Source organism: Brevundimonas intermedia, assembly GCF_004614235.1.
Taxonomy (GTDB): domain Bacteria; phylum Pseudomonadota; class Alphaproteobacteria; order Caulobacterales; family Caulobacteraceae; genus Brevundimonas; species Brevundimonas intermedia_A.
The window spans coordinates 229,781-246,710 of record NZ_SPVH01000001.1 but is presented as its reverse complement, the minus strand read 5'-3'; the positions used below and the strand labels follow the sequence as shown (position 1 = coordinate 246,710).

The 16,930-nt window shown below is 67.8% G+C and carries 22 protein-coding genes; 17 read left to right on the top strand and 5 right to left on the bottom strand.

Going from position 1 to position 16,930, the window contains the following annotated elements; genetic code table 11:
• Positions 1-14: 14 nt before the first annotated feature.
• The 4 genes from EGY25_RS01165 to EGY25_RS01150 form a co-directional block, all read right to left on the bottom strand.
• Entirely contained in the window at positions 15-920 is a 906-nt protein-coding gene (locus tag EGY25_RS01165; RefSeq protein ID WP_135193230.1) for a cobalamin biosynthesis protein CbiG, read from the bottom strand.
• A gap of 86 nt (positions 921-1,006) precedes the next feature.
• Positions 1,007-1,522, bottom strand: coding sequence for a hypothetical protein (locus EGY25_RS01160; protein ID WP_135193229.1), 516 nt, complete (start codon positions 1,520-1,522; stop codon positions 1,007-1,009).
• A 5-nt stretch (positions 1,523-1,527) separates the two neighbouring features.
• Positions 1,528-2,325, bottom strand: coding sequence for an exodeoxyribonuclease III (gene xth, locus EGY25_RS01155; protein WP_135193347.1), 798 nt, complete (start codon positions 2,323-2,325; stop codon positions 1,528-1,530).
• 103 nt (positions 2,326-2,428) lie between these two features.
• Positions 2,429-3,367: a hypothetical protein gene (locus EGY25_RS01150; RefSeq protein ID WP_135193228.1), complete on the bottom strand. Its 939-nt coding sequence runs from the start codon at positions 3,365-3,367 to the stop codon at positions 2,429-2,431.
• Positions 3,368-3,552: 185 nt separating this feature from the next.
• Here EGY25_RS01150 and EGY25_RS01145 point away from each other — a divergent pair, with 185 nt between their 5' ends.
• The 6 genes from EGY25_RS01145 (at position 3,553) to EGY25_RS01120 (ending at position 8,358) form a co-directional block, all read left to right on the top strand.
• Positions 3,553-4,578, top strand: a complete 1,026-nt coding sequence (locus tag EGY25_RS01145; RefSeq protein ID WP_135193227.1) for an MBL fold metallo-hydrolase — start codon at positions 3,553-3,555, stop codon at positions 4,576-4,578.
• The gene (locus EGY25_RS01140; protein WP_135193226.1) at positions 4,575-5,348 is read left to right on the top strand and encodes an enoyl-CoA hydratase; all 774 of its coding nucleotides are present in this window, start codon (positions 4,575-4,577) and stop codon (positions 5,346-5,348) included. Before EGY25_RS01145 ends, EGY25_RS01140 begins: the two co-directional genes overlap by 4 nt.
• 68 nt (positions 5,349-5,416) lie before the next feature.
• Positions 5,417-5,911, top strand: coding sequence for a GNAT family N-acetyltransferase (locus tag EGY25_RS01135; protein WP_135193225.1), 495 nt, complete (start codon positions 5,417-5,419; stop codon positions 5,909-5,911).
• A 37-nt stretch (positions 5,912-5,948) separates the two neighbouring features.
• Complete coding sequence (locus tag EGY25_RS01130; protein WP_135193224.1) at positions 5,949-6,494, top strand: DUF1285 domain-containing protein; 546 nt, start codon at positions 5,949-5,951, stop codon at positions 6,492-6,494.
• Positions 6,491-7,153 carry a CoA pyrophosphatase gene (locus EGY25_RS01125; protein ID WP_135193223.1) on the top strand — a complete coding sequence of 221 codons (663 nt, stop codon included), beginning with the start codon at positions 6,491-6,493 and terminating at the stop codon, positions 7,151-7,153. The genes EGY25_RS01130 and EGY25_RS01125 overlap by 4 nt, the downstream gene beginning before the upstream one ends.
• Positions 7,150-8,358, top strand: a complete 1,209-nt coding sequence (locus EGY25_RS01120) for a CCA tRNA nucleotidyltransferase (protein WP_135193222.1) — start codon at positions 7,150-7,152, stop codon at positions 8,356-8,358. The genes EGY25_RS01125 and EGY25_RS01120 overlap by 4 nt, the downstream gene beginning before the upstream one ends.
• Here the strand turns inward: EGY25_RS01120 and EGY25_RS01115 are convergent.
• Positions 8,333-9,289 carry an endonuclease/exonuclease/phosphatase family protein gene (locus EGY25_RS01115; protein WP_135193221.1) on the bottom strand — a complete coding sequence of 319 codons (957 nt, stop codon included), beginning with the start codon at positions 9,287-9,289 and terminating at the stop codon, positions 8,333-8,335. The two genes, EGY25_RS01120 and EGY25_RS01115, sit on opposite strands and share 26 nt — an antisense overlap.
• A 68-nt stretch (positions 9,290-9,357) precedes the next feature.
• Between EGY25_RS01115 and EGY25_RS01110 the strand changes: the two genes are divergently transcribed.
• The 11 genes from EGY25_RS01110 (at position 9,358) to EGY25_RS01065 (ending at position 16,850) form a co-directional block, all read left to right on the top strand.
• Complete coding sequence (locus tag EGY25_RS01110; RefSeq protein ID WP_135193220.1) at positions 9,358-9,819, top strand: DUF4112 domain-containing protein; 462 nt, start codon at positions 9,358-9,360, stop codon at positions 9,817-9,819.
• A 144-nt stretch (positions 9,820-9,963) separates the two neighbouring features.
• Positions 9,964-11,415: a DUF2793 domain-containing protein gene (locus EGY25_RS16825; protein ID WP_135193219.1), complete on the top strand. Its 1,452-nt coding sequence runs from the start codon at positions 9,964-9,966 to the stop codon at positions 11,413-11,415.
• Entirely contained in the window at positions 11,412-11,567 is a 156-nt protein-coding gene (locus EGY25_RS16390) for a hypothetical protein (protein ID WP_167762445.1), read from the top strand. The genes EGY25_RS16825 and EGY25_RS16390 overlap by 4 nt, the downstream gene beginning before the upstream one ends.
• Entirely contained in the window at positions 11,564-11,827 is a 264-nt protein-coding gene (locus EGY25_RS01100; protein WP_135193218.1) for a hypothetical protein, read from the top strand. The genes EGY25_RS16390 and EGY25_RS01100 overlap by 4 nt, the downstream gene beginning before the upstream one ends.
• Positions 11,824-12,207 (top strand): M15 family metallopeptidase, encoded by a 384-nt coding sequence (locus tag EGY25_RS01095; protein WP_135193217.1) that lies wholly within the window; start codon positions 11,824-11,826, stop codon positions 12,205-12,207. The genes EGY25_RS01100 and EGY25_RS01095 overlap by 4 nt, the downstream gene beginning before the upstream one ends.
• Positions 12,204-12,683 carry a hypothetical protein gene (locus EGY25_RS01090; protein WP_135193216.1) on the top strand — a complete coding sequence of 160 codons (480 nt, stop codon included), beginning with the start codon at positions 12,204-12,206 and terminating at the stop codon, positions 12,681-12,683. Before EGY25_RS01095 ends, EGY25_RS01090 begins: the two co-directional genes overlap by 4 nt.
• Positions 12,634-12,834 carry a hypothetical protein gene (locus tag EGY25_RS01085; RefSeq protein WP_135193215.1) on the top strand — a complete coding sequence of 67 codons (201 nt, stop codon included), beginning with the start codon at positions 12,634-12,636 and terminating at the stop codon, positions 12,832-12,834. Before EGY25_RS01090 ends, EGY25_RS01085 begins: the two co-directional genes overlap by 50 nt.
• A 219-nt stretch (positions 12,835-13,053) precedes the next feature.
• Entirely contained in the window at positions 13,054-13,872 is an 819-nt protein-coding gene (locus EGY25_RS01080) for a flagellin (protein WP_135193214.1), read from the top strand.
• 275 nt (positions 13,873-14,147) lie between these two features.
• Positions 14,148-14,954, top strand: coding sequence for a flagellin (locus EGY25_RS01075; RefSeq protein ID WP_135193213.1), 807 nt, complete (start codon positions 14,148-14,150; stop codon positions 14,952-14,954).
• A gap of 144 nt (positions 14,955-15,098) precedes the next feature.
• Entirely contained in the window at positions 15,099-15,905 is an 807-nt protein-coding gene (locus tag EGY25_RS01070) for a flagellin (RefSeq protein WP_135193212.1), read from the top strand.
• Between the two features lie 114 nt (positions 15,906-16,019).
• The gene (locus tag EGY25_RS01065; protein WP_135193211.1) at positions 16,020-16,850 is read left to right on the top strand and encodes a flagellin; all 831 of its coding nucleotides are present in this window, start codon (positions 16,020-16,022) and stop codon (positions 16,848-16,850) included.
• The last annotated feature ends 80 nt before the right edge of the window (positions 16,851-16,930 follow it).

Sequence of the window (16,930 nt, the reverse complement as noted above, 5' to 3'; positions counted from 1 at the left end):
GACGAAGCCTGGGCTCAGACGCCCAGGATCCAGCCTTCTTCCTGCTCGACCTGTGCGATCAGTTCGGGCGAGGCGTCCTTGGGCGGGCCGAAGGCCTTGGCCAGGTCGCCGGCTTCGTCCATCCGTGCCAAGGCCTCGGCGGTCGAGCGGACCTGGGCCTGGTCCTTAAACTCGCCCTCGTTCGGCTTGGTCTCATGCATTGAGGGCCAGACCTCGACGACCAGGGCCGACAGAGGCTCGACGTCGTCGGGCGTCAGCTCGCGCCAGCCGGTGCCGAAGGGCCACACGGCGCCGGACGGGCCAAGGCTTTCCAGCAGCCTCCGCACGGCCGGGATGCCGACCAGGGTCTGGCCGCCGACGGCGCCTGCGCCGTGCATCTGCCACACGCTCTTGGGCTGAAGCCGTCCCTTGCGGACGGCGTTCTCGGTGGCGCGGAACTCGGGGATGTCGGCGCCGGAGCCTGCGGGTGGCTTGGTCGTGGTCAGCCAGCGCTGGGCCTGTTTGGCCGGGGCGCCCCACAGGGGCCAGGCCTCGTCGGTCATCAGCCGGTTCATCTTGGCCGCGACCTGATAGCGGTTGTTGGTGTTGTCGGCCTTGTCCACGACGTTCGACGCGATGAATTTCCACATGGCTTGCCACGGGGTTCCATCCAGCTTCAGCCGCGCGGCCGTACCGACGGGATAGCCGAAGTTGAAGTCCAGCCCGACCAGCACCCGGTCGCCGCGCTTCCTGTGATCCGCCAGGATGGACGCCAACAGAGCTTCGCCCTCGGCGCGGGTCGCGACATTGTGCGTCTCGGTATAGAGGCGGAACCGCACGTCGCGCTTGGCCACACCGATCCACAGCGAGGTGTCGCCGAGCTTCTTGGTTTCGGCTGCGGTCCAGTCGGCGACGATATAGGCGTCGAAAAGGCGGGCCAAGGCGGCCTCCTTGATAAAGGCGTGTCTTCAGGAATGAGCGGGGCTTCTAGCGCCCCATCGCGGCGACTGAAAGGCCCTGTCGCGCCTCAGCCCTTCAGCAGGGCTTCCAGATGTGACAGCCAGCGCCGGCCCAGCCGCAGCGCCTCGCCGGGCGAGCCGGTCTGGGCGGGCAGGGCGGCGTCCCACAGGGCCAGTTCGAACTCGGGATGGCGGGCGTCGGCGAACATCAGGCGCAGCACCACCTGTTCGGCGTCGGGGGCCAGGACATCCAGCGACTTGCGCGCCTCGCCCCGACGGACGCGGGCGACGACATGACCATCGACGATGATCTCGCCGCCATCGACCTCGTCGAAAGCATAGACCAGGCCGTGGGCGCCGTTGGCCCAAAGCACGACCACCTGCTCGATGTCGAAGTTCAGCGCGCAGGCGCGGCCCTCGCCCGGCGACAGGGCCTCGACCTCGGGCGCGGCGCCCAGGGTCTTGAGCATGGCGCGGTGCAGGCGACGCGGCGGCTCCATCCACCACGACAGGGCCAAGGCCAGCGTCGTCAGCAGGGCCGCCGCCAGGGCGATCAGCAGAACCACCCGCAAGGCGTCGGCCATGGGCGTCAGGCCTCCCCGTCTCTGGCGAGATCCAGATCGACGACCACGGGGACATGATCGCTGGGCTTTTCCATGTCGCGGGCGTCGCGGTGGGTCTCGATGCCCCGGAACCGGTCCGCGGCCTGGGGCGACAGCAGGGCGAAGTCGATGCGGATGCCGTGGTCGCGCTGCCAGGCGCCGGCCTGATAGTCCCAGAAGGTGTAGGTCCCGGCCGGCTCGCCGCCGATCTCGTGTGCGTCGGCCAGGCCCAGGTTCTTGAGCGCGCGGAAGGCCTGGCGGCTCTGGGGCTGGAACAGGGCGTCGTCGGTCCAGGCAGCGGGGTTCTTGGCGTCTTCGGCCTCGGGGATGACGTTGTAGTCGCCACACAGGGCCAGCGGTTCCTCGAACGCCAGCAGGTCGCGGGCGTGGCGGTTCAGACGCTCGAACCAGGCCAGTTTGTAGTCGAACTTCTCGGTCCCCAGCGGATTGCCGTTCGGCAGATAGATCGCGCCGACGCGGATCGGGCGCGGCGCCTCGATCACGGCCTCGATATAGCGCGCCTGTTCGTCCGCATCGTCGCCGGGCAGGCCGCGCCGGACGTCCGACATCGGGAACTTCGACAGCAGGGCGACGCCGTTATAGCTCTTCTGGCCGTGGGTCTCGACATTGTAGCCCAGGCTCTCGAAGGCCTCGCGCGGGAATTTCTCGTCCACGCATTTGATCTCCTGGAAACAGGCGACGTCGGGGGTGGCCTGCTCCAGCCAGGCCAGCACGGTGGGCAGGCGGGCGTTGACGGAGTTCACGTTCCAAGTGGCGATGCGCATGACGGCGACGGTAGGGCGCGTCACGGTTTCGGAAAAGAGGCCGCGCAAAACAAAAGGGCCGCCGGATCGCTCCGACGGCCCTTCATTTGGTCTTTAGCTTCGCTTACGGGCGACCGCCGGCCGGCGCAGCCGCAGCGGCCGGAGCCGTCGTCAGCTTGCAACCGCCGCCGATGGCTTGGGCGGTGGCGCAGGGATAGACCTGCTGGACGGCGTTTTCGGCGTTCAGGCGGGCGATGACGCCGTCGGCGCCGGCGCACTTGGCTTCATAGAAGACGCCGTTGGCGTTGCGGCCCATCAGGCGAGCTTCGGTCACGTCGCAGGAAGCGGCTTCCGAGCCGGCGAAAAGGGTCTTCACGTAGCCGGCATTCTCAGCCGTGGTGGTGAAGGCGCAAGTTCCGTTTTCGGCCAGCACCTGGATGCAGGGCGTCTTGCTCCAGGCGTTGTTCAGGTTCTTGATCCAGAAGCCTGCCGCGTCGGAACAGCCGACCTCATAGGCGATGCCGCCGTCGGTGGCGCGGCCCAGCACCTTCACCTCGTCCACCGTGCAGGGAACGCCAGCCTGTTGAGCATATTCGCGAAGGAACTTCTCTGTGTCCGTGTTCGCCGCAATCGTGCATTGCGGGCCGACTTCGGCTTCCGGGTTGGCCGCGCGCAGTTTCGTAGCCGAGTCCGCCAGGATGACGCAGTCGGTCACGACCGGCGGGGTCTTGGACTCGATGATGTAGCCGGGGCCGGCGGCGCAGGCCATTTCGTAGACCGAGGTCTTCTCGGCGGTCGTGCCCAGCAGCTTGGCCTCGGTGACCTGACAATTGGTGTTGCCGAGGGTCGCTTGTTCCTGCGCGGCGGCCAGGATCTGTTCCGGCGACGGTGCGGCGGGTTGGCGGTCGCGACGGCTGCGACCGGCGCCGCTGCGGGAAGAGCCTTCCGTCGCCACGGGGCGGCCGTTTTCGTCCGTTTCCCGCGTGGTCTGTGCGGCGGCGGGGACGATGGAGATTGCGCTGAACATCAGCGCCGCGAGGGCGGCGGCGAAGCGGGCTTTCATGAGGATACCTCGGAAATTGGGACGCTGCAGGCTTCGTGGCGGTCTATTCGGGCGGGGTCAAGGCAGCGGGTGGACGTAAGCAGGAAGAACGGAATAGTGTTCGACAGTTTCGATTGGAGACGCACTTGGCGGACGATGTGGCGACACTGACGAAGGGGGCGGAGGCTCGGGGTTTGACCTATCCCATGGCTGACGCGCCGCCACCCGGAGAGGCCATCGAGGTCGCGCGGGGGGTGCTGTGGCTGCGTTTCGCGCTGCCGTTTCAGCTGAACCATGTGAACGCCTATGCGGTGCGGGACGGCGACGGTTGGGTGGTGGTGGATACCGGGCTGCGGACGCCCGATGCTGTCGCCGCCTGGGAAGCAGCGCTCGCAGGGGCGCTGGAAGGCCGCGCTGTCACCCGGTTGATCTGCACCCACATGCACCCCGATCACATCGGCTTGGCGGGCTGGTTGTGCGAGCGAACGGGTGCGCCGCTGCTGATGTCACGGCTGGAATATGTCACGGCCCGGATGCTAATGGCCGAGGAGGCCGGCGACGCGCCCGAGGACGGCGAGCATTATTATCGCGCTGCGGGCTGGAGCGACGCTCAGATCGACAAATGGCGCGCGGAGTATGGCGGTTTCGGCAAGGGCGTCGCGCCGCTGCCGCGCAGCTATCTGCGGCTGTCGGACGAGGATGTGATCCAGATCGACGGCGATGACTGGACCGTGGTCGTCGGCTCCGGTCACAGCCCCGAGCATATCTGCCTGTGGCGACGGTCGGACGATATCTTCATCGCGGGCGATCAGATCCTGCCGCGCATTTCGTCAAATGTGTCGGTCTGGCCCACTGAGCCGCAGGCCGATCCGCTGGGCGACTGGATGGATTCCCTGACGAAGCTGAGGGCGCTGCTTCCGGAAGGCGCTTTCGTCCTGCCGTCGCATGGCGAGCCCTTCTATGGCGCCCATGCCCGGCTCGACGCTCTGAAACGCGGGCATGAGGTCGCGCTGAAACGGCTTGATCGGACCTTGCGTCAACGGTCTAGGGTCATCGACGCCTTCCCGGCTGTCTTCGGGCGGACGGTGGGCGACGGCGTGCTGGGCATGGCCACGGGCGAGGCCCAGGCGCATCTGAACTATCTGGAAAGACGCGGCCGCGCGATGCGGACGCGCGACGAGAACGGCGTCGACTGGTGGAGCGCCGTCGAACAGGACGAGGAAACGACGTGAGCGAACATATCCGCAGCGAACTGGCCGACGGCGTCCTGAGCGTCACCCTAGACCGGGCCGACAAGAAGAACGCCATCACCCAGGCCATGTATTCGGCCCTGGCCGAGGCGACCGAGCGGGCGCGGACCGACGATGCGGTGCGAGTGCTGCTGCTGCGCGCCGAGGGCGACAGCTTTTCGGCCGGCAATGACATTCAGGACTTCATCGCCTTGGGATCGCAGGGCGCGGGGCCGGGCGAGATGCCGGTGTTCCGCTTCCTGAAGGCGCTGGCGGACCTGGACAAGCCGGCCGTGGCGGCGGTGAAGGGGCGGGCGGTCGGGATCGGCCTGACCATGCTGCTGCACTGCGACTTGGTGGTGGTGGCAGAGGACGCCCTGTTGTCCGTGCCCTTCGTCAACCTGGCCCTGGCGCCCGAGGCGGCGTCCAGCCTGCTGCTGCCGGCCGTGATCGGTCATCAGCGAGCCTTCGAACTGTTTGCGCTGGGCGAGCCGCTGGACGGTCGCACGGCCCTGGCTTGGGGCATCGCCAACCGCGCGGTCCCGGCCGATCAGGTCGAGGCGACGGCGGCGGACCTTGCCGCCAGGGTGGCGGCCCGCGCGCCCAACTCCATCCGCAAAACCAAGCGGCTGATGCGCGACGCGGAGGGGCTGTGGGCGCTGATGCAGCGCGAGGGCGAGGCCTTCGGCTCGCAGATGAAGAGCCCCGAAGCCATGGAGGCCTTCATGGCCTTCACGCAAAAGCGCGCGCCGGACTTTTCCAAGGCTGGATGACGGTCATTGCAGCGCGCCTTGATTTGGCGCAGCTTTGCTTCTAGGTGCCCGCGCTTGTTGGAGCGCCGATGTCGCACGCCCTCGCCATACCTGCGGCCCTGAGCCGGATCGAAGCCGAGACACCGGCCGACGCCGAAGGCGTCGAGGCCTTGGTCATGGCCGCCTTCGGGCCTGGACGGTTCGCCAAGACCGCCGAGCGTCTGCGTGAAGGCTCGCACGCCGCCGTGGGCCTCGTCGTGCGGCTGGATGGGCGGGTGGTCGGTTCGGTGCGGTTATGGCCGGTCGTGGTGGGCGAGACGCCGGCCCTGTTCCTGGGGCCGATAGCGGTGGATGCCGGCCGACGCAGTGACGGCCTGGGCGCTGAGCTGGTGCAGGCCTGTCTGGACCAAGCGCGCACGCTGGATGTCGGCGGGGTGCTGCTGGTCGGCGACAGCGCCTATTTCGAGCGGTTCGGTTTCGTCGGCGCGCCCGAGGCGATCCTGCCAGGTCCGGTGGATCGTCGTCGCGTCCTGTGGCTGGCGACCGGCGTGGATCAGGTTTCGGGACCGGTTCGCATCGGCTGACCTTTCCCGCACGACTTGCGGGGCTTAAATCAGAGGGATGAATGATCCCAAGTCAGGACTGAACGCCGTCGCCGAGGCGGCGAAACAGGCGCCCGGAAAAGGGCTGCCGCCGGTTCACCTGTGGCATCCCGAGCATTGCGGCGAGATCGACATCGTCATCCGCGCCGACAGCGTCTGGATGCACGAAGGCTCGCCCATCGGCCGAAAGGAACTGGTGCGGCTGTTCTCGACCGTGTTGCGCAAGGACCCGGACGGCTATCACCTGGTCACGCCGGTCGAGAAGCTGAAGATCCAGGTCGAGGATCTGCCGTTCCGGGCCGTGGCGATGGCGCGCGAGAGCGACGACCTGGTGTTCACGACCGATGTCGGGGACGAGGTGACGGCGAGCGAGGCCGATCCCATCGTGGTCGAGACCGACCCGACGACGGGTGAGCCGGCGCCGCGCATCCATGTGCGGCGAGACCTGTGGGCGCGGATCGCACGCCCGGTCTTCTATGAACTGGTCGAGATGGCCGAGGAGGTCGATGGACGACTGGTCGTTAAATCAAACGGCCAGACCTTCTCGCTGGGAACCGTGACGTGAGCCTGGAGACACTGAGAAACCGGCTGGTCGAACGGCTGGCGCCGGTCGAGACCTGGCGGCCGGAACTGATCGCGGCGCGGTCGGACTTCGATCTGAACCCCCAGGCGATGCGGACGGCCAAGGAACTTCGACCGGCGGCGGTGCTGATCCCCGTCGTGGCGCGGCCGGAGGGAGCGACGGTTCTGCTGACCCGGCGGGCCGACACCTTGGCGCGGCATACGGGCCAGATCGCCTTTCCGGGCGGACGGCTGGATCCGGGCGAGAACGCGGTCCAGGCGGCCCTGCGCGAGGCGGACGAAGAGGTGGCGCTGAACCCTTCTGCGGTCGAGGTGCTGGGCCTGTCCGACGCTTATGAGACAGGCACGGGGTTCCTGGTGACGCCGGTGATCGGCTGGCTGCGTGAGGCGCCGGTGACGACGCCTTCGCCGGACGAGGTGGCTGAGGTGTTCGAGACGCCGTGGGACTTCCTGATGGACGCGGCCAACCACAGGCGCGACTTCTACGACATGGACGAGGGGCTGCGGCGCTGGTTCTGGGCCATGCCCTGGGGCGAACGCTATATCTGGGGCGTGACGGCGGGGATACTGAAGGCCCTGCACGTGCGGCTGTATGGCGACGAGCCGGCTCCCGACGCAGCGGCGGACGAGGACGCCGCATGAGCCTCTCCATGGCGGGACAGCCGTGGCTGGAAAGCCAGGCGACGCGGGCGGTTATGGCGGCGCTGGAGGCGGCGGGTGGCCCAGGCTGCGCGCGGTTCGTCGGCGGCTGCGTGCGCAACAGCCTGCTGGGCCAGCCGGTGGACGACATCGACATCGCCACGCGGCTGAGGCCGGAAGAGACCATAGCAGCGCTGAAAGCGGCGGGGCTTAAGGCCGTGCCGACGGGCGTCGAGCACGGCACGGTGACCGGGGTGTCGGAGCGGCGTCCCTATGAGATCACGACCCTGCGCCGAGACGTCGAGACGGACGGACGCCGCGCCGTCGTCGCTTTCACCGAGGATTGGGCCGAGGATGCGGCGCGGCGCGATTTCCGCCTGAACGCCCTCTATGCCGATGCGGCCGGGACGGTGTTCGACCCGACCGGCGGCGGGCTGGACGATGCGGCGGCGGGTCGGATCGTCTTCGTCGGCGAGGCCGAGACGCGCATCCGCGAGGACTATCTGCGCATCCTGCGCTTCTTCCGGTTTTTCGCCTGGTATGGGCGGGGCGCGCCGGACGCGGTCGGGCTGGCGGCCTGTGCGGCGCTGAAGGGCGGCATGGCCAAGCTGTCGGCCGAACGGGTGTCCAAGGAGCTGCTGAAGCTGCTGGCGGCGCGCGATCCGCGTGCGGCGGTGCAAGCGATGGCCGAGACGGGCGTGCTGGCCCAGGTGCTGCCGCAGGTGCAGCCCTTGCCGCTGTTCGAGGCGATGTGTGGTCTGACCGACGACCCGGTGATGCGGCTGTCGGCCTTGCTGCCCGCCGATGCGGCGGCAGTGGTCGCGAGCGCTCTACGCCTGTCGAACGCGGTGCGGGACCGACTGGCGGCGGCGGTCGGGGACGGCCCGGCCGTGTCGCCGCGCATGAGCGACGCGGAGGCGCGGGCGGCGATCTATCGGCTGGGGCGCAGGGCCTTCGAGGATCGGCTAATGCGCGCCGAGGCGGCAGGCGAGGGCGACGGCGCGCGGCTGCGTTCGCTAGCCGCCGACTGGACACCGCCCAAGATACCGGTCGGCGGGCGCGATCTGGCGCGGCTGGGCCTTCCCGCAGGGCCTGAGACCGGCCGGCTGATCAAGGCGTTCGAGGACGACTGGATCGCCGACGACTTTCCGACCGACGGGCACGAGGCGCGGCTGAAGGCGCTTATCGCGGCGACTGCGCGCGGGTGAACTCTGTGACGACCGGGCGATGGTCGGACCCCGTCGGCTGGCCCAACCGTCGCGTGATCAGGGCCAGGTCGGGGGAGCGATAGACCTGATCGATGGTGATGCCGGCGAAGGCCGGGGCCTGGCTGGGCCAGGTCGCGGGCCAACCGGGCGCAGGGATCAGACCCATGTCCGCCTGGATCTGACGACCGATGCGGGCGGTCGAGACGCTGTTGAAATCGCCGGCGGCGATGACGGGGTGGTCCGGCGCGGCCTTGCGACGCTCGGTCAGGGCCATGACCTGGCTGATCTGGCCCCACTGATACTGATAAGGCCAGGGCCGGGTCAGGTGGACGCCGAAGACGTTGATCGGGCCGATGGGCGTCTGGACCGTCGCGCCCACGGCGCTGAGGCCGTCGGCCCGTTCGGGCAGGCGTTGCAGGATCGGATAGCGCGAGGCGATGATCGAGCGCGCATGGTCGCCGGGGCGTGCCTGGCCGATCAGGACGCGGTGAGGATAATCCGGCAGCAGCGCATCTAGTCGCGATGCCGGCGCCTGGCCCATTTCGACCAGCACCAGAATGTCGGCGTCGGCGGCGGAAATCGAACGGCGCATCGCCGCCACGTCCGTGTTGAACACCCACAGATTGGCGGAATAGACGCGCACGATGGGCTGGTCCGGAACAGGGACGCCCTTCGTCGGCGTCCACTGGGGCCAGACCGAAATGGTCAGCACCAGACAGGCCAGTCCGCCGACGATCGAGGCCGGCCACAGTCGCAGCACCAGACAGACCAGGGTCACGCCGACGGCCGCCAGCAGCACCGGCGACGTGAACTGGGCCAGGATGTCCACCCAGCGATGTCCGATCCCGCTGAGGGCCGCCACGCCGAACGCCGCCAGCCCCAGCAGCAGGGCGCTCGCCGTCACATTCGCCGCCAGCTTGATCAGGGTCATCGAAGACGTATCTCTCGGATTGAACGCGAAGCGTCGCGCCGCGTTAAGGCGACGCTTTGGAGGGCGACATGGCCAGACGGTCGATCCGGGATATCGAGAACATCTGGTCCAATGTCGAGGGCGTAAAGAAGCTGTCCGACCGCGTGATCGGCATCGGGCCGTTCGGCCTGGGGCTGGACGCCATGCTGACCTGGGTGCCGGTCGTCGGCACGGTCTATACAGTCGGAACCGGGGGCTGGCTGATGCTTCAGGCCGTGCGGGCCAAGGCGACGCCGGCGACACTTGCGCGGATGGGGGCCTATATGGCCATCGACACGGCGACCGGCACTGTGCCCCTCGCGGGCGACATCGTGGACACCTTTTTCCCCGGCCAGCTGATGGCGGCGCGGGCGCTGCAGAAACACATCGAAAGCACCCACTGGGTCGAGGACACCGAGGCCAATGCGCGCGCCAGCGGCGACCACGAGATGCATGAGGCGCGGGTGCAAAACGACCAGACGCTGAAGCGGATCGTCTATCTTCACGACTGAGATGCGCGGGTTGAACCGGTCTAGCCTGCATATTTTGCAAACCGAAGCCGTCTGAAAACAACGGCCTAGTCCATCGTATCGACCATCTTCCGGCCTGAGGTAGGGCCGCGCCCAGACTGATCTCCGACGACAACGGAGAGAATGATGAGCGACGACTTCAGTGCGCGTCTGGCCCTGCCTTATCTGGCGGCGGGACAGATGCAGAAGCACGTGACCCTGAACACGGCCCTGACCCGGCTGGACGCCCTGCTGCAAACGGCGGTGGTCAGCCGGACCACGGCGGTTCAGGCGCCCGCTCCGGCCGACGGCGACCTTTATATCCTGCCGGACGATGTGGAGGGGGCCGCCTGGGGCGGGCGAGCAAGCGGAAGCTTGATGCGGTTCGAGGCGGGCGGCTGGACCGTCGTGCCGACGCCCAATGGCCTGATCGCCGTGGTGCTGGACGAGCCAGCCGTTCTGGTGCGGACCGACGCGGGCTGGGTCGCGCTCGGCGAACGGTTGGGCGAGGCTCAAGGTTTGGCGCGGCTGGGCCCGGGCACGACCGCCGATGACGCCAATCCCCTGTCCGCCAAGATCAACGCCGCCCTGTTCACCGCGCGCGGCGTGGAGGAGGGCGGCGACGGCGACCTGCGTCTGACGCTGAACAAGGAAGCGGCGGCCGATGTACTGTCGCTGCTGTTCCAGAGCGGATATGCCGCCCGCGCCGAACTTGGCCTGATCGGCGAGGACGATCTGGGGCTCAAGGCCTGCGACGACTCGGGGACATGGCGGAGCGTGTTTCGCGTGGACCGCGCCACCGGCCGCGTCGCCTTCGACCTGGGAGCCGTCAGGCGTGAGACGACCCTGTTCACCGCAGACGGCGACTATGTCGCGCCGTCCTGGGCGCGCTGGCTCGAAGTGGCTTGCGTCGGCGGCGGAGGAGGGGGCGGCGCTGGGCTGGCTGGGCCGGCTGGAACCGCGCGTTTCGGGGGCGGGGGCGGCGGCGCGGGCGGCCTGACGCAAGGCTGCTGGTCCACTGACGATCTCGAAGATGCATTGACCATCACCGTCGGCGCGGGCGGCGTTGGGGGTGCTGCGGGAGGCGAGAGCCGCATCGCGGCGGGCGGCGACGTTTTGCTGCGCGCCTCGGGCGGCCTCGGCGGTGCGACAGGTAGCGCCAGCGCGGGCCTGGGCGGCGCCGGCGGCCTGGGTTTGCGCGTCGCCAACCCCGGCGGCGGCTCATCGATCACGACCACAGCAGCGACCGGCGGCGAGACGGTCTGTCCCGATGGACCCCGCGGCGGCGGCGCTGGCGGCGGGCTGAGCGCGTCCGATGGTGCGCGTGCTGGAGGACCTGGCGGGTGCGGCGGCTGGTGCGGATGTCTGGCCGCAGGTGGGGCGGCGGGTGCGGCGGGTTCGATCGTCGTCATGCCCCATCTGTCGTTGTCCGGTGGAGGCGGCGGCGGCGGGACCGCATCGGCGAGCGGCGCCGGAAGTCCCGGCGGCGCAGGCGCGACCTTCGGCGCAGGCGGAGGGGGCGGCGGCGCGGGTCTGACCGCCGCAGGCCTTGGCGGTCCCGGCGCGGCGGGCGCCGTTCGCATCACGGCCGTCGGATGAGCCGGCGGCGGCATCCGGCCGAGCCGGTCGAAGTGCTGGAGCCCGAGGCGTGGGAAGCGCCCGACAGCCTCAGCGACGGGGAATGGCGCGCCCAGTCCGGCTGGGACGGACGCTGCGTCGTGGAAACCTATGACAAGGAGGACGAACAATGACCCGACCGACGATAGAGCCGCTGGCGGAAGGGCGCTGGCTGTTTCGCCGGCTCTACGCCTTCGCCGTCAGCGCGGGGCTGTGGGTGCTGCTGATGCGGACTGTGGGGCGGATGCCGCCCGAGATGTTGCCCAGGATGACGGATGGGCTGATGGGACTGCTGGCCCTGATCCTGGTCCTCTATCTGGTGGCGCCCACAGCCCAGCAACTGGTCGCCCTTCTGGCAAACGCCCGGCTGAAGATGATGGGAGGCCGGCCATGAGTTTTCGGCTTTCCACCCGGTCGCGGGCGCGGCTTGTCGGCGTCCATCCGGCGCTGACGGCGGTGGTTGAGGCGGCGATCCTGCGATCTTCTGTCGACTTCATGATCACGGAGGGCCTGCGCACGGCGACGCGTCAGGCGGCGCTGGTCAAGGCCGGGGCCAGCCGCACGCTGCGCTCGCGCCATTTGACGGGTCACGCGGTCGATGTCGCCGCCCTGGTCGAGGGTCAGGTGCGCTGGGACTGGCCGCTGTATGGCCGGATCGCCCAGGCGTTCAAGGCGGCGGCCGCCGATCTGAAGACGCCGCTGATCTGGGGCGGGGACTGGAAGACGCTGCGCGACGGCCCGCATTTCGAACTGGATCGAAAGGCCTTCCCATGAGCGCGGGATCGATGCTGCGCGCGCTGACCCCGCTGGGTTGGTGGGCGGCGGGCGTAGCGACGCTGGCCCTGTCTTTCGCCCTGCTGGGCGGGTTGGGCTTTCGCTGGGACCCGCTGGACCTTCAGCAGAAGCGCCTGGAGACCGCCCGGTCCCAAGCGCGAGACGCCGTCGCCGTCGCGACCGCGCAAGCCGACGCCAGGCGCATCGAGACCGCTGGTGCGGCGGCCCAGGCCGTTCGCGTCGATCACTATCAACACAGGACGACGGCGGTGGAACGGGCGACCGCGACCGCCGTCACACAGGCCAGGAGCGCCGATGACGCCGACCATCCCTTGGAACACCGCCGCGCTGATCGTCTGTGCCGCCATGACCGCGAGCTGTGCCGGCTCGCCCCCGATCTCGACGGTTGCGCCGGCGCGGCTGACGTTGCCGGAGGCGGCGAAGCGGCCGTGCGCCCTGGCGACCCTGCCGCCTGATCCCACGGCAGGAGATCTGGACGCGGCCTATGCCCAGCGTGGCGCCCAGATCGTCGCCTGCGACGGCGCCAGGCGTCTGGCGGTCGAGACCCTGCTGGCCGAACGGGCGATGCAGGATGCGCAACATGGCCTCAAGCGGCCGCCGGACTGACACCCTGCACAAACGGCTCGGCAACTTCTGCCGCCCCAGGGGCAGGCTTGCCGGGTCGCCCTGCTGAACACGGAAATAAATCCAACAAAAACAAGGGAGGCGTCTGGCCGCCGCTCCGTTTTGAGCTGGCCTCGCGCTTGCTCTTAGGAAGCCCGAGCAAAATGCTCCTGGCGCTAAAATGGCGCCTGACATCACACGAAGTGAAAAAGGACAGCCAAAATGGCTAACAGCATCAATACGAATTACGGCGCCGCCATTGCGCTGCAGAACCTCAATGCGACCAACGCTCAGTTGGAGCGCGCGCAGAACCGTGTCAACACGGGCCTGAAAGTCGCCACCGCCAAGGATAACGGCGCGATCTACGCCATCGCGACGACCCAGCGCGCCAACATGGGCGCCATGGATGCGGTCAAGAATTCGCTGCAGCGCGGACAGGCTGTCGTCGACGTGGCGCTCGCCGCCGGCGACACCGTCACCGCAGCGCTCGAAGAAATGAAGCAGCTGGCGGTCAACATCCAGTCGTCGGTCGCCGGCTCCGATGCCGAAATCGCTTATCTGGCCGATTTCAACGCCTTGGGTAAGGAAATCGACTCCTCGCTGAAGGGCGCGTCGTTCGACGGCGTCAACCTGTGGAACACCACCACCGCCACCTCGCTGACCACCAATGTCAGCGGCGGCAGCTACCAGATCGGCTTCGGCACGGTCGACAAGGCCGCAGCGGCTCCCATCGTCGCCGTCTCGGCCGGCACGGCTGCCCGCGCCGGGGCCACGACGACCATCGTCGACGCCGCCATCAAGGAAGTCACCGCCAACCTGGCCACCCTGGGCACCCAGTCCAAGTCGGTCGGCCGCCAGCTTACCTTCGTCGGCAAGCTCCAGGACGCCACCGAAGCCGGCATCGGCAACCTGGTGGACGCCGACCTGGCCAAGGAAAGCGCCAGGCTGACCGCCCTGCAGACGAAGCAGCAACTGGGCGTCCAGGCGCTGTCGATCGCCAACTCGTCCAGCCAGATCCTGATGAGCCTGTTCCGCAACTAAGGCGGCGCGTCCCCACGCATTCGGCGCGGACGGACCCAGGTCCGCGCCCCAGCTTTCGCCCGTCTCTCGGCAAATCTTGCCGAGCGATCATCCTCGCTCGGCAAGTTCTGCCGAGCAGGAAGGACGGTAAATCAAAGATTAATATACGAAAACAGTAGCTTAGAAGATTTGTCGGTCTGCGTTTGTGGCCCGGCAATTGCTTCTTACCCACCGAGCAAAAAGCTCCTGGCGACAAAAGACGCCGGATGTCACCGAAGTGAAAAGGACCAGCCAAAATGGCTAACAGCATCAACACGAACTACGGCGCATCGATCGCGCTGCAGAACCTGAACAAGACCAACGCCCAGCTGGAAACCACCCAGAACCGCATCAACACCGGTCAGAAGGTTTCCTCCGCCAAGGACAATGGCGCGATCTTCGCCATCGCCACGACCCAGCGCGCCAACATGGGTGCCATGGATGCGGTCAAGAACTCGCTGCAACGCGGTCAGTCGATCGTCGACGTGGCCCTGGCCGCCGGCGACACCGCGACTTCGGCCCTGGAAGAAATGAAGGCCCTGGCGGTCAACATCGCATCCTCGACCGGTGACGCGCAGACGGCCTATCTCGCCGACTACAACGCCCTGGGCAAGGAAGTCGCCTCGGCTCTGTCCGGCGCCAGCTTCGACGGCGCGAACCTGTGGACGACCGCCGCCGTCACCAACCTGACCACCAACACCTCGGGGGGCACCTACGCCATCGGCTTCGCCGCCGCGCCTTCGGCCGACGCCACCCTGACCGCCGTCAACACCGGCGCGATCACGGCCGCCAATGCGACCGTCGCCAACGTGGACGCCGCCATCAAGACCGTGACGACCAGCCTGGCCACCCTGGGCACCCAGTCCAAGTCGGTCGGTCGCCAGATGACCTTCGTCAACAAGCTGCAGGACGCGACCGAAGCCGGCATCGGCAATCTGGTGGACGCGGATCTGGCCAAGGAAAGCGCCAAGCTGACCGCGCTGCAGACCAAGCAACAGCTTGGCGTGCAGGCGCTGTCGATCGCCAACTCGTCCAGCTCGATCCTGATGAGCCTATTCCGCTGAGGCCCGGAGGCGTGATCCGTTTCGGCGGATCGCGCCAAGGCTTCGTCATCGGGGGCCGGCATCGTCCGGCCGCCACACCCTGAGCAAAACGCTCCCGTCGCCAAAATGGCGGCGGCCATCACGAAGTGAAGAAGGACAGCCAAAATGGCTAACAGCATCAACACGAACTACGGCGCTTCGATCGCGCTGCAGAACCTGAACAAGACCAACGCCCAGCTGGAAACGACCCAAAACCGCATCAACACCGGTCAGAAGGTCTCGTCGGCCAAGGACAATGGCGCGATCTTCGCCATCGCCACGACCCAGCGCGCCAACATGGGCGCCATGGACGCCGTCAAGGGCTCGTTGCAACGCGGTCAGTCGATCATCGACGTCGCCTTGGCTGCGGGTGAAACGGCGACGTCGGCTCTGGAAGAGATGAAGGCCCTCGCGGTCAACATCGCCTCCTCGACCGGCGACGCGCAGACGGCCTACCTGGCCGACTACAACGCCATGGGCAAGGAAGTCGCCTCGGCGCTCTCGGGCGCCAGCTTCGACGGCGTCAACCTGTGGTCCACCGCCGGCGTGACCAACCTGACGACCAATACGTCGGGCGGCACCTACGGCGTCGGTTTCGCCGCCTCGCAATCGGGCGATGCGACCCTGACCGCCGTCAACACGGGCGCCATCGCCGCTGGCGCAGCCACCACGACGGCTGTGGATGCAGCGCTGAAGACCGTCACGACGGCTCTGGCCACCTTGGGCACCCAGTCCAAGTCGGTCAGCCGTCAGGTCAGCTTCGTCAGCAAGCTGCAAGACGCGACCGAAGCCGGCATCGGCAACCTGGTGGACGCCGACCTGGCCAAGGAAAGCGCCCGCCTGACCGCCCTGCAAACCAAGCAACAGCTTGGCGTGCAGGCGCTGTCGATCGCCAACTCGTCCAGCTCGATCCTGCTGGGCCTGTTCCGCTAAGGCCCGGAGGGCCGGGAGGCTTCGGCGTCCCGGCCAACGGCCTGAACTATCGAGCAAAACGCTCCCGTCGCCAAAATGGCGGCGGCCATCACGAAGTGAAGAAGGACAGCCAAAATGGCTAACAGCATCAACACGAACTACGGCGCATCGATCGCGCTGCAGAACCTGAACAAGACCAACGCCCAGCTGGAAACGACCCAAAACCGCATCAACACCGGTCAGAAGGTCTCGTCGGCCAAGGATAATGGCGCGATCTTCGCCATCGCCACGACCCAACGCGCCACGATGGGTGCTCAGGATGCGGTCAAGAACTCGCTGCAACGCGGTCAGTCGATCATCGACGTCGCCTTGGCTGCGGGCGACACCGCCACCAGCGCTCTCCAAGAGATGAAGGCCCTTGCGGTCAACATCGCATCGTCCACCGGTGACGCTCAGGCAGCCTACCTGGCTGACTTCAACGCTCTGGGCAAGGAAGTGGACTCTTCGCTGAAAGGCGCAACGTTCGACGGCGTGAACCTGTGGAACACCACCACGGCGACCAATGTCACCACGTCCACGGCGGCCACTGGCAATACTTACCAGATCGGCTTCGGTACGACGGACAAGGCGGCCGCTACGGCGATCACCGACGTGACGGCGACCCAGACGGCTCCGGCTGACGCGACTGCGGCAGCTGCATTCGCCACCAAGGTGGACGCGGCCATCAAGGCCATGACCACCGACTTGGCGACGCTGGGCACTCAATCCAAGTCAGTGGGCCGCACCAGCGCCTTCGTCGGCAAGCTCCAGGACGCCCTGGAATCCGGCATCGGCAACCTGGTGGACGCTGACCTGGCCAAGGAAAGCGCCAAGTTGACCGCCCTGCAAACCAAGCAACAACTTGGCGTGCAAGCGCTGTCGATCGCCAACTCGTCCAGCTCGATCCTGCTGGGCCTGTTCCGCTAAGGCGACCGGCCGGGGCGACGTCGTCGCCCCGGCCGAGCGTCTCTCATCCTTTAGAGGAGCGCGGATTTATCCGCGCGGGG

Bases quoted from the DNA above. Each gene is read 5' to 3' on its own strand.
- EGY25_RS01160 (WP_135193229.1), bottom strand. From the start codon at position 1,522: ATGGCCGACGCCTTGCGGGTGGTTCTGCTGATCGCCCTGGCGGCGGCC.
- xth (WP_135193347.1), bottom strand. From the start codon at position 2,325: ATGCGCATCGCCACTTGGAACGTGAACTCCGTCAACGCCCGCCTGCCC.
- EGY25_RS01150 (WP_135193228.1), bottom strand. From the start codon at position 3,367: ATGAAAGCCCGCTTCGCCGCCGCCCTCGCGGCGCTGATGTTCAGCGCA.
- EGY25_RS01145 (WP_135193227.1), top strand. From the start codon at position 3,553: ATGGCTGACGCGCCGCCACCCGGAGAGGCCATCGAGGTCGCGCGGGGG.
- EGY25_RS01135 (WP_135193225.1), top strand. From the start codon at position 5,417: ATGTCGCACGCCCTCGCCATACCTGCGGCCCTGAGCCGGATCGAAGCC.
- EGY25_RS01130 (WP_135193224.1), top strand. From the start codon at position 5,949: ATGAATGATCCCAAGTCAGGACTGAACGCCGTCGCCGAGGCGGCGAAA.
- EGY25_RS01120 (WP_135193222.1), top strand. From the start codon at position 7,150: ATGAGCCTCTCCATGGCGGGACAGCCGTGGCTGGAAAGCCAGGCGACG.
- EGY25_RS01115 (WP_135193221.1), bottom strand. From the start codon at position 9,289: ATGACCCTGATCAAGCTGGCGGCGAATGTGACGGCGAGCGCCCTGCTG.
- EGY25_RS01110 (WP_135193220.1), top strand. From the start codon at position 9,358: ATGGCCAGACGGTCGATCCGGGATATCGAGAACATCTGGTCCAATGTC.
- EGY25_RS16825 (WP_135193219.1), top strand. From the start codon at position 9,964: ATGAGCGACGACTTCAGTGCGCGTCTGGCCCTGCCTTATCTGGCGGCG.
- EGY25_RS16390 (WP_167762445.1), top strand. From the start codon at position 11,412: ATGAGCCGGCGGCGGCATCCGGCCGAGCCGGTCGAAGTGCTGGAGCCC.
- EGY25_RS01100 (WP_135193218.1), top strand. From the start codon at position 11,564: ATGACCCGACCGACGATAGAGCCGCTGGCGGAAGGGCGCTGGCTGTTT.
- EGY25_RS01095 (WP_135193217.1), top strand. From the start codon at position 11,824: ATGAGTTTTCGGCTTTCCACCCGGTCGCGGGCGCGGCTTGTCGGCGTC.
- EGY25_RS01090 (WP_135193216.1), top strand. From the start codon at position 12,204: ATGAGCGCGGGATCGATGCTGCGCGCGCTGACCCCGCTGGGTTGGTGG.
- EGY25_RS01080 (WP_135193214.1), top strand. From the start codon at position 13,054: ATGGCTAACAGCATCAATACGAATTACGGCGCCGCCATTGCGCTGCAG.
- EGY25_RS01075 (WP_135193213.1), top strand. From the start codon at position 14,148: ATGGCTAACAGCATCAACACGAACTACGGCGCATCGATCGCGCTGCAG.
- EGY25_RS01070 (WP_135193212.1), top strand. From the start codon at position 15,099: ATGGCTAACAGCATCAACACGAACTACGGCGCTTCGATCGCGCTGCAG.
- EGY25_RS01065 (WP_135193211.1), top strand. From the start codon at position 16,020: ATGGCTAACAGCATCAACACGAACTACGGCGCATCGATCGCGCTGCAG.